General features: G+C 69.5%; 13 protein-coding genes. 7 read left to right on the top strand and 6 right to left on the bottom strand.

Going from position 1 to position 17094, the window contains the following annotated elements; all coding sequences use genetic code 11:
* The 3 genes from ACOJSN_RS18835 to ACOJSN_RS18825 all read left to right on the top strand — a co-directional run.
* Positions 1 to 2455: GH-E family nuclease (locus ACOJSN_RS18835; RefSeq protein ID WP_420114027.1), on the top strand; the 2455-nt coding region annotated here is incomplete at its 5' end.
* Between the two features lie 61 nt (positions 2456 to 2516).
* Entirely contained in the window at positions 2517 to 3050 is a 534-nt protein-coding gene (locus ACOJSN_RS18830; protein ID WP_420114026.1) for a hypothetical protein, read from the top strand.
* Between the two features lie 3 nt (positions 3051 to 3053).
* Positions 3054 to 3446: a DUF2185 domain-containing protein gene (locus tag ACOJSN_RS18825; RefSeq protein WP_420114025.1), complete on the top strand. Its 393-nt coding sequence runs from the start codon at positions 3054 to 3056 to the stop codon at positions 3444 to 3446.
* A gap of 1 nt (position 3447) precedes the next feature.
* Here the strand turns inward: ACOJSN_RS18825 and ppdK are convergent, their stop codons facing one another.
* Positions 3448 to 6090: a pyruvate, phosphate dikinase gene (gene ppdK / locus ACOJSN_RS18820; protein ID WP_420114024.1), complete on the bottom strand. Its 2643-nt coding sequence runs from the start codon at positions 6088 to 6090 to the stop codon at positions 3448 to 3450.
* A gap of 90 nt (positions 6091 to 6180) precedes the next feature.
* Positions 6181 to 7017 (bottom strand): pyruvate, water dikinase regulatory protein, encoded by an 837-nt coding sequence (locus tag ACOJSN_RS18815; protein ID WP_420114023.1) that lies wholly within the window; start codon positions 7015 to 7017, stop codon positions 6181 to 6183.
* Between the two features lie 47 nt (positions 7018 to 7064).
* Here ACOJSN_RS18815 and ACOJSN_RS18810 point away from each other — a divergent pair, with 47 nt between their 5' ends.
* On the top strand, positions 7065 to 7469 hold the full coding sequence (locus tag ACOJSN_RS18810) for a MauE/DoxX family redox-associated membrane protein (protein ID WP_420114022.1): 405 nt from the start codon (positions 7065 to 7067) through the stop codon (positions 7467 to 7469).
* On the opposite strand, the gene ACOJSN_RS18805 is transcribed toward ACOJSN_RS18810, so the two are convergent.
* Positions 7417 to 8472, bottom strand: a complete 1056-nt coding sequence (locus tag ACOJSN_RS18805) for a LacI family DNA-binding transcriptional regulator (protein ID WP_420114021.1) — start codon at positions 8470 to 8472, stop codon at positions 7417 to 7419. The two genes, ACOJSN_RS18810 and ACOJSN_RS18805, sit on opposite strands and share 53 nt — an antisense overlap.
* A gap of 89 nt (positions 8473 to 8561) precedes the next feature.
* Complete coding sequence (locus ACOJSN_RS18800; RefSeq protein WP_420114020.1) at positions 8562 to 9611, bottom strand: LacI family DNA-binding transcriptional regulator; 1050 nt, start codon at positions 9609 to 9611, stop codon at positions 8562 to 8564.
* 141 nt (positions 9612 to 9752) lie between these two features.
* Here ACOJSN_RS18800 and rhaI point away from each other — a divergent pair, with 141 nt between their 5' ends.
* The 3 genes from rhaI (at position 9753) to ACOJSN_RS18785 (ending at position 14554) form a co-directional block, all read left to right on the top strand.
* Positions 9753 to 10925, top strand: coding sequence for an L-rhamnose isomerase (gene rhaI, locus ACOJSN_RS18795; protein ID WP_420114019.1), 1173 nt, complete (start codon positions 9753 to 9755; stop codon positions 10923 to 10925).
* A 101-nt stretch (positions 10926 to 11026) separates the two neighbouring features.
* The gene (locus ACOJSN_RS18790) at positions 11027 to 13063 is read left to right on the top strand and encodes a bifunctional aldolase/short-chain dehydrogenase (RefSeq protein ID WP_420114018.1); all 2037 of its coding nucleotides are present in this window, start codon (positions 11027 to 11029) and stop codon (positions 13061 to 13063) included.
* Positions 13064 to 13069: 6 nt separating this feature from the next.
* A complete protein-coding gene (locus ACOJSN_RS18785) occupies positions 13070 to 14554 on the top strand; it encodes a rhamnulokinase (RefSeq protein WP_420114017.1) in 1485 nt (494 codons plus the stop codon).
* On the opposite strand, the gene ACOJSN_RS18780 is transcribed toward ACOJSN_RS18785, so the two are convergent.
* Both ACOJSN_RS18780 and ACOJSN_RS18775 read right to left on the bottom strand, forming a co-directional pair.
* Entirely contained in the window at positions 14482 to 15108 is a 627-nt protein-coding gene (locus ACOJSN_RS18780) for a hypothetical protein (RefSeq protein ID WP_420114016.1), read from the bottom strand. The two genes, ACOJSN_RS18785 and ACOJSN_RS18780, sit on opposite strands and share 73 nt — an antisense overlap.
* A 73-nt stretch (positions 15109 to 15181) precedes the next feature.
* Positions 15182 to 17094: Tat pathway signal sequence domain protein (locus ACOJSN_RS18775; RefSeq protein ID WP_420114015.1), on the bottom strand; the 1913-nt coding region annotated here is incomplete at its 5' end.

Genomic DNA, 17094 nt, shown 5'->3' with positions numbered 1-17094 from the left:
GCTGATCAATCCGGCGAACTTCCCGTGCCGTGCGCACGATCTCGACACCGCGGCGATCGAGACCTCGGCGACCGATCTGCGCACGATGGGCACGACCGTGCACACCGAGACCACCGCGATCGACACCACGTGGTCGGGCCTCAGCGCTCACTACGAGGCACCCGAGCAGGATCAGGTCTACACGCTCATCGACCCTGCGGTGACCGATGCGGGCGACCTCAAGGAGGCGCTGCACAGCGCCGCCGGATATCTCGATACCTACGCGAGCGAGCTCGCCGGTCTCAAGTCGCGGCTGGAGTCGTGCGAGAGGGATGCCTGGACATTCCGCAACGATGTCAAAGACGGCGTCATGGTCCCCGAGTCGGAGGCGAAGGATGCGAACCTCCTCGATGCAGCGGAGGGGATGTTCGCGAGCATCGGCATCGGCAACGAGGAGATGGTCGAGGTCCCGTGGTACGAGGATGGGGACTCGGTCGACCGCAACAAGGAACTGCTTGAGGAGTACGGCGGGATCCTCGCCGACATCTCGACCGCCGTGGCCACCTGTGCCAACGACATCAACGGCCTGATCGTCAACGTGTGCGTGGCCGAGGTGGAGGCGATCCCCGCCGAGGCGTTCAGCAACCCCGAGATGCCGATGCCCTGGGGTTCGGCACGCGAGGAGGACCGCAACTGCCACGAGTCGGTCGGGCACGGCATCTCCGACTTCGGGTACGGCCTGTACTCCGGCGCTGCGTCGCTCATCGGCTACGACACCGAGGCGGGTGAGTGGGGCTTGGATGTGGCCGGCAATGCCTGGGGCGGTCTTGGCAACTTCCTCGGCTCGACCGTGGTGATGGTCGTGGGCATCATCCCGAACGCCGTCATGCTCGCCACCGGAACCGACATCCCGGACAACGCGTTCGGTGACTGGTACACCGAGCGCCTCGAGGTTGCCGCTGGTGGTTGGTCGAGCCTGGTCGGCTACGACCTGCAAGCGGCCATGGATGGCGGCGATGGCTGGCACAAGTGGAAGGAGGACGGCTGGGCGACCGGGACCGAGTCGCTCCTCAACGTCGGGACGTTCTTCATCCCAGGTGCCGGGCAGGTGGGTGGCGCGCTCAAGACCGGCTCGGTCGGTGCGCGGCTGGCGCGGATCACCGGCGTGGTCAGTGACTTCGTGGTGCCGGGCGGATCGTTCGTGGTCAAGGGCGGCACGCACTTCCTCGCAGGTCTGCGTAACGCCGTGCGGTTCGGTGACGATGTCCCCGTGGGGCCAGGCTCCTCCGTGCGTTTCAACCCGGCCGGGCTGATCGACGACGTCACCGACATCCCGCCGGTCCGCGACACCACCCCGGTCACCAACGACATCTTCGGCCCGCAGGGCGACGGCGTCCCGCGCACGCCCGAGATCGAGGGCGACAACCCCCCGCCTCGGGTCAACGATCCAGTCGAGCCGACCAACCCGACGCACCCGAACGACCCGACTCACCCGACGCGTCCAGACGACCCGACCACGCCGGTCAAGCCAGAGGAGCCCGAGGGGCCAGTCAACCCCGACGAGCCCGAGGGGCCGGCATCGCCCGAGGAACCCGAGGGCCCGGCCGACCCCGAGATGAACTCCGACGAGCCCGACGGGTCGAACCCGGACGAGTCCGATGGGTCGAACCCGGACGAGTCCGGTGGGTCGAACCCGGACGAGTCCGGTGGGACAGCCGAGCCGGAGCCCAAGCCCGGGACGGAGCGGACACCCGGTAGGCCGGAGACGCGCTACGACCCCGAGACCGAGGCACCCGAGACCGTGTCTTCCGGCGACAAGGACGCCCCCTCGTACACGGACAAGGACGTGCAGGATGCGCTCGACCGGGCTCCGGTCGACGAGGAGGGCCGCCCGGTCGACCCGCGTACCGGCGAGCCGCTGAAGCTCACCGATATCAACGGCAACCGTGGCTGGGAGATGCGCTGGGATCCGGAGTCGCAGCAGTGGGTCGCGCAGCTGCACGGCAACGGATACCCCTCGGGGATGCCGGATACCGGTGTCCCGAACAGCTTCGGGTACGACGGCAACGGGCAGCTCATGCCGTACGCCAACAACCGCCCGCCGTACGCCGACGGCCAGGTCGAGGCGGTGTTCGACACCACCCACAACTCGCAGGTCGACGATGCCGCCGCCGGGCTGCTGCTCGATGAGAACGGCAACGCGCTCCCGGCGCCGGGCCCCGACCAGATCTACATCCAGCAGGTCGACGGCTCGTGGGATCTGATTACCTGGCGCCCCGGTGAGCCGCGGCAGGGCCTGTGGGACATGGGCCACACGCCCGACTCCAAGTACAGCGAGCTCCGGCGGCGCTACCTCAACCACGAGCTCTCGCCTGACCCGCTGGAGAACTTGGAGATCTTCCTCGAGGAGTTCCAGGCCGATGACAACTACTTCGCCGAGGGATCAGCGCGCAACCAATCCCACATGGATGAGTGAGATCGCTGCTGTGGCAGCATGATGGCGTTCGACGGCGGGCGAGCAGGAAGCGAGTGAGGTAGTGGCAGATCCAATTCTTGGCGCGAAGCGGGCGGCCTCGTTGGAGGCGTTCCTGGAGAACTACGACCCAGCGGTGACGCCGACTTTCGCCTCGCCATCGACGGGCCAGACGGCCCTGTTCGGCGCGCTCGCGAACCGTGATCCGCAGACGCGGGTCGCGATCGCGAACCGCCTGCTCGACGACGGCGCCGACGCCTCCGTGGTCACCTCATCCGGGACGACGCTGCTGCACGTCCTCCTGCCGCAGCGCGCACACGACCCGGCGGCTGAGGCGGGGCTCGTGACGAGGCTGCTCGACGGCGGTGCTGACGTCAACGCCGCCGATGCCAAGCTGGGTGCCCCGCTGGCCATGCTCTACAACACCTCGATCGTGGACGAGGACGCGGTTCCTCTGTACCAGGCGTTCCTCGCGCGTGCGGACCTGGACCTCGATGCGCGCGCGACGCAGGCACTGTCCGTGCGGGAGCTCATCCTGGAGGCCGCGCCGCGGAATCGCCCGATCCTGCAGCAACTGGTACGCGAGAGGGAGGCGTGACCGATGTCTGAGAGCCCACAGGGCGGCGCGCCCGCTCGCTACCCGGAGTTCATTCCCGCCGCTGGTGCCTGCCTGGCAACGCTCAACGTCCTCAGCGGTGCGGGCAAGGTGCGGTGGCTGCAGCGCAAGCCTTCCCGCGCGCCCGCCGACAACGGGTGGCGCATCATGAGCCACGTCGACACCAGCGAGTACCTCTCCGACGGCTCGAACTGGAAGATCGTCGACTTCAACCAGGTCTGTGCGATCGAGCCGGCACTGATCGGGATCTGGGATCTCGCCGTCGGTTCGGAGCTGCAGGTCGTGCGGGACGAGAACGGCATCCGGATCTTCGACACGCCCACCGGGCAGCCGATCCCCACCGAGAACCTGTACGTCCCCCCGCAGGACCGCGCCTGAGCTACACGAGCACCGCCTGAGCGGCGGCGAACCGCGCGATCGGCACCCGGAACGGCGAGCAGGACACGTAGTCCAGGCCCAACCTCTCGAACACGGCGATCGAGGCTGGGTCGCCGCCGTGCTCGCCACACACACCGAGCTTGAGGTCGGGCTTGCTGGATCGGCCTCGCTGCACGCCGATCTCCACGAGGCCGCCCACGCCGTCGACGTCGATCGAGACGAACGGGTTGTCCGGGACCACGCCCTCGTCCAGGTAGGCGGACAAGAACGCGCCCTCGGCGTCGTCACGCGAGATGCCCACGCCGGTCTGGGTGAGGTCGTTGGTGCCGAAGCTGAAGAAGTCGGCGTGCTCCGCGATCTGATCGGCCACCACGGCTGCGCGCGGGAGCTCGATCATCGTGCCGATCGGCACCTCGAGTCGCCGGCCGGCAGCGGCGAACTCTGCCTCCAGCGTCTGGGCGATGAGCGTGCGCATCCGCCGCAGCTCCTCGGCGTAGGCCACGAGCGGGACCATGATCTCGACCTGGGGATCGCCACCGCGATCGGCGACGGCGAGCGCCGCCCGGGCGATCGCCCGCACCTGCATCTGGGGGATCTCGGGGTAGAGCAGGGCTAGGCGCACACCGCGGGTGCCGAGCATCGGGTTCTGCTCGGTGAGCTTCTTGATCTGCGCCAGCAGCGCGCGGGCGTGCCGGAGGTCGGTGGGATGGGTGTCGCCGGCCAGCTCGAGCCGCTGCACCTCGAGCGCCTGATCCACGAGGCTCGGAAGGAACTCGTGCAGCGGCGGGTCGAGCAGCCGGATCGTGACCGGCAGCCCGCTCATCGCCTCGAGGATCGCCTCGAAGTCGGCCTGCTGCATCGGCAGGATCTCCTCGAGCGCGTTGGCCCGCTCGGCGTCGTCGCTCGCCAGGATCATTCGTCGGACAGCCGGCAATCTGTCCTGCTCCATGAACATGTGCTCGGTGCGGCACAGCCCGATTCCCTCGGCGCCGAACTCGCGGGCCTTGGCGGCGTCGGGGCCGTTGTCGGCGTTCGCGCGGACGCCGAGCCTGCGCACGTCGTCGGCCCAGCCGACCACGACCGCGAAGTCCTCGTTGATCTGCGGCGGCACCAGCGCGAGGGCTCCGGCGAACACCTCGCCCGTAGAACCATCGAGCGTGATCGCGTCGCCCTCGGTGAGGGTGAGATCGCCGATGGTCAGGGTCGAGGCCTCGGCGTCGCTGGCGATGTCGGAGGCCCCGGCGACGCAGGGCTTTCCCATGCCGCGCGCCACCACGGCGGCGTGGCTGGTCATGCCGCCGTGCGCCGTCAGCACGCCTTGTGCCACGAGCGTGCCGGCGATGTCATCCGGGGTGGTCTCCCAGCGGACCAGCACCACCGCGTCGCCGGCCTTGCCCCGCCGCTCCGCGGTGTCGGAGTCGAACACGACCTCGCCAACGGCTGCCCCGGGAGAGGCGGCCAGACCGCGCGTGGCGGGCTGCTGCCCGTGCGCGGGGTCGAGTGCCGGGTGCAGCAGCTGGTCGAGCTGGCCTGGCTCGATCCGCGCGAGTGCCTCCTCGCGGCTGAGCACGCCCTCCTCCACGAGGTCCCGTGCCACCTTGAGCGCGGCCGCGGCGGTGCGTTTGCCGTCGCGTGTCTGCAGCAGGTACAGCTTCTCGTCCTCGACCGTGAACTCGATGTCCTGCATGTCGCGGTAGTGCGCCTCGAGCGTCCCCATCACCTCGAGGAGCTGGCCGTACGCCTCGGGAAGGACCACCTCCATCTCGGCCAGCGGCCGCGGCGTACGGATGCCGGCCACCACGTCCTCGCCCTGGGCGTTGAGCAGGAACTCGCCGTACAGCTCCCTCGCCCCGGTGGCCGGGTTGCGCGTGAAGCACACCCCGGTGGCGGAGGTGTCGCCGCGGTTGCCGAAGACCATCTGCATGACGTTCACCGCCGTGCCGAGGTCATCGGCGATGCCGTTCGCACGCCGGTAGACACCCGCGCGCGGGTTGAGCCACGACCGGAACACCGCGTCGATCGCGCGCCGTAACGCCTCCTTCGGGTCCTCGGGCAGGTCGGCGCCGATGTGGGTGCGGCTGACGATCTTGAAGACCTCGACCAGCTCGCGCAGGTCGTCGGTGGACAGGCCGGTGTCCTCGGTCACGCCGCGACCACGCTTCATGGCGGTCAGCGCGTCCTCGTACGCATGCGCCGGCACGCCCTCCACCACTTCGCCGTACATCTGCAGGAACCGCCGGTACGAATCCCATGCGAACCGCGGGTCGCCCGCCTCGCGCCCGAGTGCCTCCACGGTCGCGTCCCCGATGCCCAGGTTGAGGATCGTGTCCATCATTCCCGGCATCGAGACCACCGCGCCCGACCGCACCGATACCAGCAGCGGGCGCTCGGGATCGCCCAGACCCCGGCCGGTGCGCTCCTCCAGACGACTCAACGCCGCGAGAGTCTCCTCCCAGAGACCATCGGGCCACGCACCGCCGTCGGACATCGCATCCACGCAGGCAGCGGTGGTGACCGTGAAGCCATCGGGGACCGGGACGCCGAGCTTCATCATCTGCGCGACGCCCGCGCCCTTGCCCCCGAGGAGGGGCTTCATCGAGGCGTCGCCATCGGCGAGGTCGTACAGGTACCGCTGTCCGGCCATGGAGGTCCTTCCACGCGCGCGCCGGCGACGTCGCCGGCGCTCCTGGGGTGAGGTTAACCGGAGCGTGCGGCGACCCGGGCGGGCAAGCCCTTACCCGATTCCGGTCAGCGTGTCCCGCCGCTGCTCGACGACCTCGATCACCCGCAGCGCCGCCTCCTCGAGCGCCACTGACGTGGTGTCGATGACCGGGCAGCCGAGCCGGCGCTGCACGGCGGCTACCTCGTCGAGCTCGTCGTAGATCTTCGCGAGCTCGGCGTAACCGTCCTTGCCTGGGCCGACACCGAGCGCGCTCACACGACGCCGCCGGATGTCGTGGAGCCGCTGCGGGTCGATCGTCAGCCCCACGATCTTCCATCGGTCCACGTCGAACAGCGCCCGCGGTGCCGCCAGTCCGGGCACGAGCGGGATGTTCGCGGTCTTGTAGCCGAGGTAGCCGAGGTACATCGACAGCGGCGTCTTGCCCGTGCGCGAGACCCCCACGAGCACGATGTCGGCGGCGGACAGCGGCGAGGTGAGCTTGCCGTCGTCGTTCGCGAGCGCGAACTCCATCGCCTGGATCCGCTTGAAGTAGTCCTCACCCACGCCGACCGGGGCGACCGTGCGCGACGGCGCCTCGCCGATCGCGCGTTGCAGCGCGGTCACCGCGGGGTCCAGCAGGTCGGCATGCACCAGCCCTGCCTCCGCGCAGAGCTGGGAGAGCAGCGAGCGCATCTGCTCGTCGACCAGCGTGGAGAAGACGACGACGGCGTTCGCGCGCCCCGCGAGCGGTTCGATCGCGGTCCGCAGCATCGTCTCGGACAGGATCCGCGGGTGCCGCACGATCCGGATCTCCCGGTCGGCGTACTGGGCGCGTGCCGCCCGCGCGACACGCGCCGCCGTGTCGCCGGTCGAATCGGCGACGACGTGGATCTCGATCCGGTCCGCCACGTTCCGATCCTGCCAGCGTGGGCCGCGACCCGGGGGAGGATGGGCGGATGCGTGACAAGGTCGAGTGGCTGGTGGTGGTCCCGTTCGCGATCTCAGGGGCGGTCCACCTCGCGAGACCGCAGGTCTTCGAACCGATCATCCCGACGGCGTTGCGCCCATGGTCTCGCCCGCTCGTGCTGGCCTCGGGGCTGGCTGAGCTGGCATGCGCGGCCGGGTTGCTGCACCCGCGGACCCGGGTCGCCGCCGGGACGGCGAGCGCCGCCCTGCTGCTGGCCGTGTGGCCGGCCAACGTGCAGATGTCCATCGACCTGGGGCGGCGGGCGCGGCGGCGGCGAGATACTCGGTCGGTGGCGGCGTTCGCGGTGTCGCTGCTGCGGCTGCCGGTGCAGGTCCCTCTGATCAGGGCTGCGTGGCGGGCACGCTCGAGCTCCGCACGATCAGCTCGGGCGTGAAGGTGACCTGCTCGCCCTCATCGGGGCCGCTGCGGAGCAGGATGTCCGCGGCTGTCCAGCCCAGCGTGTGGGTCGGCTGCCGCACCGAGGTCAGCGGGGTGGAGAGCATCGACGCGAACGAGACGTCGTCATAGCCGACCACCGCCATCTCGTTCGGCACCTCCACACCGTCCTCGCGCAGCGCGCGCAGGCTGCCGAGAGCTGTGAGGTCGTTGACGCAGAAGATCGCGGTGGGGCGGTCGTCGCGCGCCAGCAGCCGCTTCGTGGCGGCGTCGCCGGCATCGGCGTTGAGGTTGTCCACGCTCATCTCGACCAGTGCCTCAGCCGGGTCGAGGCCGCGCTCGACCAACGCCTGCACGGCGCCATCGCGTCGATCGACGCACTGCCGCAGCGTGAGTGGTCCGTTGATGAAGCCGATCCGTTCGTGGCCGAGATCCAGCAGGTGGGCGAGCGCGAGACTGCCGCCACTGAGGTCATCGACCGCGACCGACCCGAGCTCGGGCACCGGGGACGTGTGGTCGAGCAGCACCACGGGGATCCCCTTCTCGCGCAGGGCGAGCAGCGCGTCGATGCTCCCGTGCGACGGCGTGGCGAGCACCCCGCGGACGCCGTGCTCGGCGAACAGGCGCAGGTAGCGTGCCTCGCGGTCCGGGTTCTCGTCCGAGCTCGCGAGCATGAGGGTGAGGTCGTCCTCGGCGAGGCGGTCCTCGATGCCTCGCGCGATCTCGGTGAAGAACGGGTTCGCGATGTCGAGGACCACGGCACCGATCGTGGTGATCTCGCCGCTGCGCAGCTGCCGTGCCGAGGCATTGCGGACGAAGCCGAGCTCGTCGATCGCTGCCAGCACGCGTTCGCGGGTGGCGCTCGCGACGCGCTCGGGGCGGTTGAGCACGTTGGAGACCGTGCCGACCGATACCGTGGCCAGCCGGGCGACGTCGGTCACGCTCGGGCGTCGAACCCGTGGGCTCGCGGGGGCATCAGGTGTCTCGGTCGACATGGTCATGGCCCCCATCGTTCTGCGGGCCTCGATGCCCGGGAGACCAGAGTTTATCGTTTCAACACCGGGTGTCGCTACCGACGCGCCAGGGCCGCTCAGGGCGACACGCTCGAGGCGCGGACGATCAGCTCAGGTGTGAACTCCACGTGCTCCACGCCTGTGCGGTCGTCGTCGCCTCGCAGCAGGATGTCGGCTGCCGTCCATCCCAGTTTGCGCGTGGGTTGGCGGACCGAGGTGAGCGGCGTGCTCAGCATCGCCGAGAACATGATGTCGTCGTATCCGACGACGGCGATGTCGTCGGGGACCGAGATGCCTCGCGCCTGCAACGTCTGCAGAACGCCGAGGGCCACGACATCGTTGATACAGACGATGGCATCGGGGTGTGGCCCGCTGGTGTCCAGGAGTTCGGCGGTCGCGGCCGCGATCAGCTCCAGCGTGAACGGCGCTCTGAGAGTGATCTCCGTCAGGAGCGAGGTCGGGTCGAGCTCGCGGGTGAGGATCGCCCGCTCCACGCCCCGGTACCGGGCCTCGCACTGGCGCACCGAGCGCGAACCGTTCATGAACGCCAGGCGCGCCCGGCCGCCGTCGAGCAGGTGCGCCGCGGCCATCGCGCCGCCGGCGATGTCGTCCACCCACACCGAGTCGAAGTCGCGCGAGAACGAGTCGAGCAGTACCACGTCGGTGCCGCGCGCACGGATCTCGGACAGGTGGGACAGGTCCGGTCCCGACGGCGTGATGAGCAGACCGCGCACGCCCTGCTGCATCAGCAGGTCCAGGTAGCGGCGTTCCCGCGCGGCATCCTCGTCGGAGCTGGCGAGCATCACCGTGTGGCCATCCTGCGAGAGGCGGTCCTCGACGCCGCGCGCCATCTCGGTGAAGAACGGGTTGGCTAGGTCGAGCACCACGGCGCCGACCGTGGTGACCTCGCCGTTGCGCAGCCGCCGGGCGGTGGCGTTCGGGACGTAGCCGATGCGCGCGATGACATCGAGCACGCGTTCGCGGGTCTCGGGGGTGACGGACGGTCGGTCGTTGAGGACGTTCGAGACGGTTCCGACGGCGACACCTGCCAGGCGCGCGACGTCCTTGATCGCGGGCTTCTTGCCGCGGGGGATCCCGAGGTCCCCGGGCTGCGCGCCCGTGGTCATGGTGCCTCCAGTCGCTGGTCCTGCGACATCGTAGGGCCCGCGCACAGGGTCGCCTTGACAGGCGGCGCCAGGGATCAATAGAGTCGGGCCAACCTGAAACGTTTCAAGATTCCGGCTGAATCGCTGAGCAAGGAGCAACACATGAGCACGCCGTCGGACGCCGACGTCCGGTCCGCCCTCGCCGCCCAGACCATCGAGCTGCCGTCGTGGGCGTTCGGAAACTCGGGCACGCGGTTCAAGGTCTTCAGCACCCCCGGCGTGCCGCGCGACCCGTACGAGAAGATCGCCGATGCTGCGCAGGTCAATGCCTTCACCGGTGCCGCTCCGCGCGTCTCGCTGCACATCCCGTGGGACCTCGTGGACGACTACGACGATCTCGCCCGCCATGCTCGTGAGCTCGGCGTCAGCATCGGGGCCATCAACTCGAACGTCTTCCAGGACGATGACTACAAGCTCGGCTCGCTGACCAACCCCGATCCGAAGATCCGCGCCAAGGCGGTCAAGCACCAGCTCGACTCCATCGACGTGATGCGCGCGACCGGTTCCACCGACCTGAAGATCTGGCTCGCGGACGGCCTCAACTACCCGGGCCAGGACGACCTGCGTGCGCGGCAGGACCGGCTCGCCGAGGCGCTGGCCGAGATCTACGCCGGGCTCGACCCCGAGCACCGCATCCTGCTCGAGTACAAGTTCTTCGAGCCCGCGTTCTACGCCACCGATGTGCCGGACTGGGGCACCTCGCTGACCCACTGCCTCGCCCTCGGCGACCAGGCGACCGTGGTGCTCGACACCGGTCACCACGCGCCCGGCACCAACATCGAGTTCATCGTCGCGCAGCTGCTGCGCGTGGGCCGCCTCGGCGCCTTCGACTTCAACTCGCGCTTCTACGCCGACGACGACCTCATGGTCGGCGCGGCCGACCCGTTCCAGCTGTTCCGGATCATGAACGAGATCGTGATCGCTGATGCGCTCCGCCCGGACTCCGGCGTCAACTTCATGCTCGACCAGTGCCACAACATCGAGCCCAAGATCCAGGCTCAGATCCGGTCGGTCATGAATGTGCAGGAAGCCACCGCCAAGGCGTTGCTCGTCGACCGCGACGCGCTCGGTGAGGCCCAGCACACGGGCGATGTGCTCGGTGCCAACGGTGCGCTCATGGATGCCTACAACACCGATGTGCGCCCGCTGCTGGCCGAGGTCCGCGAGGCCAAGGGGATCGCGGGTGACCCGATCGCCGCGTTCCTCGCCTCCGGCTACGCCGAGAAGGTCGCGCAGGAGCGCGTCGGCGGCACGCAGGCCGGCTGGGGCGCCTGAGTACCACAACCAACCACCCCGCCGACCAGGCGTTTCCGCCCGGTATCGGCACACTGAACGGGCAGAATCTCCTGCTCGGCACCAAGGAAGCGAAAGCAGAGATGACGAACCAGGCAGCAGCTGACCTGATCGCCCGCTCCAACAAGCTCGGAGCCGACCCGCGCAACACGAACTATGCGGGCGGCAACACGTCCGCCAAGGGGACTGAGATCGACCCCGTCACCGGGCAGCCGGTCGAGCTGCTGTGGGTGAAGGGTTCCGGTGGTGACCTGGGCACACTGACCGAGTCCGGTCTGGCCGTGCTTCGCCTGGACCGGATGCGCGCCCTCGTGGACGTCTATCCGGGTGTGCGGCGCGAGGACGAGATGGTCGCGGCCTTCGACTACTGCCTGCACGGCAAGGGCGGAGCTGCTCCCTCGATCGACACCGCGATGCATGGGCTCGTGGACGCCGCGCACGTGGACCATCTGCACCCCGACTCGGGCATCGCGATCGCGACCGCTGCCGACGGTGAGGAGCTCACGGCGAAGGCATTCGGCGACAAGGTCGTGTGGGTGCCATGGCGCCGGCCCGGCTTCCAACTCGGCCTCGACATCGCGAAGATCAAGGAGGCCAACCCGCAGGCGGTCGGCTGCATCCTTGGTGGGCACGGCATCACTGCGTGGGGTGACACATCGGCGGAGGCGCAGAAGAACTCGCTGTGGATCATCCGCACCGCCGAGAAGTACATCAAGGCGAACAGCAAGAAGAACCCCTTCGGTGCGCGCGTGAAGAAGTACGAGCCGCTCACCAAGGCGAAGCGGCTCGCTCGTGCCGCCGAGCTCGCGCCGTTGCTGCGCGGCGTTGCGTCGCAGGACAAGGCGATGATCGGTCACTTCACCGACGACAAGGTGGTGCTCGATTTCCTGGCCTCCCGCACCATGCCGCGGCTCGCTGAGCTCGGTACCAGCTGCCCCGACCACTTCCTGCGCACCAAGGTGAAGCCGATGGTGCTCGACCTGCCGCCGGACGCGCCGTGGGAGAAGGTCACCAAGCGGGTCGAGGAGCTGCACGAGGCCTACCGCGCCGACTACGCCGCGTACTACAAGAAGTACGCGAAGAAGGACAGCCCGGCGATGAGGGGCGCTGACCCGCTGATCATCCTCGTCCCCGGCGTCGGCATGTTCTCCTACGGCAAGGATGCGCAGACCGCGCGCGTGGCCGGCGAGTTCTACATCAACGCGATCAACGTGATGCGCGGCGCCGAAGGCCTGAGCACCTACGCGCCGATCTCCGACAGCGAGAAGTTCCGCATCGAGTACTGGGCCCTGGAGGAGGCGAAGCTGCAGCGGATGCCGAAGCCGAAGCCGCTCGCCACCCGCGTGGCGCTGGTCACCGGCGCCGGCTCGGGCATCGGCAAGGCGATCGCGGAGCGGTTCGTCGCTGAAGGCGCATGCGTGGTGATCGCCGACCTCAACTATGACAGCGCAGCCAATGCGGCGATTGAACTCGGTGGCCCCGACAAGGCGATCGCCGTGCGCGCGGATGTCACCAGCGAGGATGACGTGAAGGCGATGATCGCCGCCGCGAACCTGGCGTTCGGTGGCGTGGACCTCGTGGTCAACAACGCCGGCCTGTCGGTGAGCAAGCCGCTGCTGGAGACCGAGGTCGCCGACTGGGACCTGCAGCACAACGTGATGGCACGTGGATCCTTCCTGGTCTCGCGCGAGGCGGCCCGCGGCATGATCGCGGCCAAGCTCGGTGGCGACATCATCTACATCTCCTCGAAGAACTCGATCTTCGCGGGCCCGAACAACATCGCGTACTCGGCCACCAAGGCCGACCAGGCGCACCAGGTGCGGCTGCTGGCTGCCGAGCTCGGCGAGCACGGTATCCGGGTCAACGGCATCAACCCCGACGGCGTGGTCCGCGGTTCCGGGATCTTCTCCGGCGGGTGGGGTGCCAAGCGGGCAGCCGTGTACGGCGTGCCGGAGTCCGAGCTCGGCGCCTACTACGCGCGGCGCACCCTCCTGAAGAAGGAGGTGCTGCCGCAGCACGTGGCGGCTGCCGCGTTCGCGATCGCCGGTGGCGACCTCGACCAGACCACCGGTCTGCACATCCCGGTGGACTCCGGGGTCGCGGCCGCGTTCCTGCGCTGAGTCGCCATGAGTGAAGGTGCGTTCGTTGCCGTCGACCTCGGTGCCTCCAGCGGGCGGGTGATCCGCGGCGAGGTACGTGAAGGCCCCGCCATCGAGCTCACCGAGGTAGCGCGATTTGCCAACGGGGCGCAACCGGATGCGCACGGCACGCTGCGGTGGGATCTGACCGGGCTGGTGGAGTCGATCGTCGACGGTCTGAAGGCCGCCGGCGATCTCGGCCCGGTCGCCTCGATCGGCATCGACACCTGGGCCGTGGACTACGGACTGATCGACGACGGCGGAGCGCTCCTCGCGGAGCCCGTCGCCTATCGAGATGGTCGGACCGAGGCGGCCGTTCCGCGCGTGCACGAGCGGATCCCGCCGGAGCAGCTGTACGCGATCGGCGGCATGCAGCACCTGCCCTTCAACACGGTGTTCCAGCTCGACGCCGAACAACAGGACGAGCTGTGGCAGCAGGCACGCTCGCTCCTGCTGATCCCGGACCTGATCGCCTATCTGCTGACCGGGGCGCGCGTCGCTGAGCTCACCAACGCGTCGACCACCGCGCTCGTGGACGTGGGGACAGGGGAGTGGTCGCACGAGATCCTGCAGCGGCTCGGCGTCGCACGCTCCCTGCTGCCAGCGATCGTGCGGCCCGGCTCAACGATCGGCACCCTCAGCTCCGAGGTCGCTGCACGCACCGGCCTGGGCGAGGTGCCCGTGGTGGCGGTGGGATCACACGACACGGCCTCCGCCGTCGTCGGCGTCCCCGCGCAGCGGGCGGATTTCGCCTACATCTCGTGCGGGACCTGGTCGCTGGTCGGTGTCGAGCTCGACGAGCCGATCCGCACCGAGGCGAGCCGCGCGAAGAACTTCACCAACGAACTCGGTGTCGATGGCACGGTGCGCTACCTGCGCAACGTGATGGGGCTGTGGGTGCTGCAGGAGTCGCAGCGCATGTGGGCCGAGCAGGGGCACGAGCTCGAGCTCGAGGCGCTGCTCGCCGACGCAGCTGACCTGCCCGAGCGGCGCACGGTCATCGATGTCGACCATCCCGATTTCCTGCCGCCCGGCGACATGCCGGCGCGGATCGCCGAGCACGCGGAAGCGAGTGGGCAGGCGATTCCGGCCACGCCCGCCGAGGTGACGCGCTGCATCCTCGACTCGCTCGCGGTGGCGTACCGGCGGGCGGTGCGTGACGCCGTCGAGCTGTCCGGCCGCGAGGTCGGTGTGATCCACGTGGTCGGCGGCGGGTCCCGCAACACGCTGCTCATGCAGCTGACGGCGGATGCGACCGGTATCGAGGTGGTCGCAGGGCCGGAGGAGTCGACGGCGCTCGGCAACGTGCTCGTGCAGGCGCGCGCGATGGGTGCGCTGCCGCAGACCGCCGGGCTCGCTGAGCTACGTGAGGTCGCGGCCCGGGGCGTGAACCTGGTGCGTTACCGGCCCGTACTCGATGCGGAGTCATCGCGCGGCTGGGCCGAGGCCGAGCGGGTGGCGCGCGGGGGCTGACGCACGGGCGTGAGGGGCCTGTGCCACAGCCCGCGCCACGGCTCGCTCAGCAGCATCGAGTACGCCACCACGCCCACGAGCAGCACCACGCCGCCCCAGCCGGGGCCGTCCACCGCCTCCCGGTCGCCCACGTACATCAGCGTGAAGATCAGCACGGCGGCCGTCCCGATCAACGCCAGTGCCCGCAGGATCCTGGCGAGCTTCAGGGTGCCGTCACCGCCGTCACGCCGCGCGAACACCAGCAACGTGCCGAGGATGGCCAGCACCACCAGCAGGAGGCCGGCGAACCCGATCGTGGCGGTCACCACGAACGTCAGCTCGTCGGTGTCGCCGCCCGGCTCACCCGCCGCGGCGAGCATGTGCACCGGCATCGTCAGCACCGACGGCGCCACCGGCTCGCCCGCCTCGGTGCCGTAGCCGAACGGCACGAGACATCCCGCGATCAGCAGTCCTGCGACCGCGAGGCACACGGCTCGCATGACCAGCTGCTCGAGTACCTCGATCCGCCGGGCCAACGCGCGCATCCGGCCGGCTGTGTCGTCCATCTCGCTCACGAGCTCTCCCCTCTGACTGCGGGGCAACGGTAACGCACCGCCCCGAGCGGGCGCCGGGGCGGTGCGTGCCCGATCAGGTCTCGTCGATGTGGTCGCCGACGAGCGCGAGGCACTGGAAGGCCGCGAGGCCGTACTGAGCGTTCGCGTTCGTGGACAGGCTGGCCTCGTCGATGGGGTTGAGGACCAGTGGCGGCTCGATCCGGACCGATTCGAACGAGTGGTCTGCGGGGTAGCCGGCGTGCCCGGTGCGGAACTCGGCCCAAGCGCGGCGGGCGAGGTCGGGATCGTCCATCCGCACCGCTGCGTACGCGGTGGCGCGTGAGTACGCCTGCCTCAGGTTCTGGTTTCCCCAGCTCGATCCGGTCGCCTCGATCTGCTCGTCGCGGGTGCCGTTGTACAGGCGGCAGTACGTGACCCACTGCTCCTCGACCTCCGGTTCGTCGACCAGGTCGATCAGCTCGGCCATCAGTTCCATCAGTCCGAACACGCAGTTGAGCGACCCCACGCTGACGCTCGGCTCGGTCGGCCCGGTGAAGCGACCTGTCGCGAGGTCGTAGGTGATCGGGCCGCCCTGCGCCCACCCGTTGGGGAGCGCGGCCAGCGTGCGCGCACCGTTGAGCAGCTTCGTGCGGGCGATCGGGTCGCCGCCGCGCTCCCACTCGGTGAGCCAGGCCAGCCCGAGCGCGCCCCAGTCGGTGGACTTGCCCACCGGCAACGCCTCCGGTGAGGGGTCGAACTCGTCCTCGCGGATCTTGCGCACCGGGTCGAGCGTGAGGAAGCTCGTGTCGGCGTCGATGAGATCGTGGAGCAGGTCGCCCACGCGCTCATCCGCCGTCAAGAAGTAGTACATCCGCCGGTAGCCGGCGTTGCTGATCCGGACCTGCTTCGCCGAGTCGCCCCAGTGCTGCACGCCGTGCCGCGTGCCCAGCCCTTTGAACGTGCCGAGATGGTAGGTGTCCACCTCACCGGTGTGGCGGGTCATCGCCTCCGCGAATCGGAAGGCCGTGGCATCGCCGGTGCGCAGGTAGTGGTACCAGAGCCACAGATCGGTCGAGAGCTCGGAGTTGTCCCAGGCGTAACCGCCGATGTCGTAACGCCACGTGTGGCGGTCGCCGTCGTAGCTGTGCATGACGTCGCCGTAGTCCCAGAAGCCGTACCAGGAGCGCTGGTCGACCTGCTCGCGCGCGTAGGTGTGCATGAGATCGAGCTTGTCCTCGACCTCGGCCTTCGCCGGCAGCGACCGGTCCACCGGCGCCCACACCCCGAACACGCCCGCGCTGTGGTTGTGCTCCGGCGTGCTGACGAGCATCGGCGGCGCAGCGGTGGCTGCCGCCAGGTCCGCGAACCGCTCGCGGCTGGGTGTCGCCTCCAACGCCCAGAACATCAGCTCGGAGGTGCGGGCGATACCCGTGGGGGTGTCGAAGCCGGGCTCGTAGTCCTCGTACGTGATCTCGAGCGCGTCGAGCTGTTCGGGGTAGGTGTCCTGGCCCATGCCATCGTGGTAGGGCCGCAGGTCCATCGAACCGGCACGCGGCGACCACATCCACACGGTCGCGGTTGCGGTATCGGTCGCCGCTCCGCTGATCTCCAGCTCGGTCGGGTGCAGCTGCCAGAAGTTGCGCATCCCGAACGCGAGGCCGCCCGAGGGCGAGCCGACGTACGCCAGGCCCTGCGAGCGCGTGCCCGAGTCCGGGTGCAGCCAGGACTGCCCCGTCGCGGTCCGCTTGTGGATCTCGAACGCGTTCGCGCTCAACTGGCTGAGCCGGTAATCGCCGAACGTCGGAATCCAGTGCAGCCGGTTCGTGACGCGCTCGTCCCACTCCGAGCTCGGCGGTGTCAGCACGCCGTCGACCTGCGCTTGGCGCACGTTCGCACCTGGGTCGCGCCGCAGCCCGGTGATCGGCCGAACAGCCTCCGCAAGGACACCGCCGTCGGCGCCGGCGAATCGGATGTGGCGATCGTGCGGGGCATCGTGCATCGGGACGT

The sequence above is a fragment of the Pseudactinotalea sp. genome (genome assembly GCF_048594945.1).
GTDB lineage: Bacteria > Actinomycetota > Actinomycetes > Actinomycetales > Beutenbergiaceae > Pseudactinotalea.
Note: the sequence above shows the minus strand (reverse complement) of the source record. Positions and strands in the feature narration are given on the sequence as shown.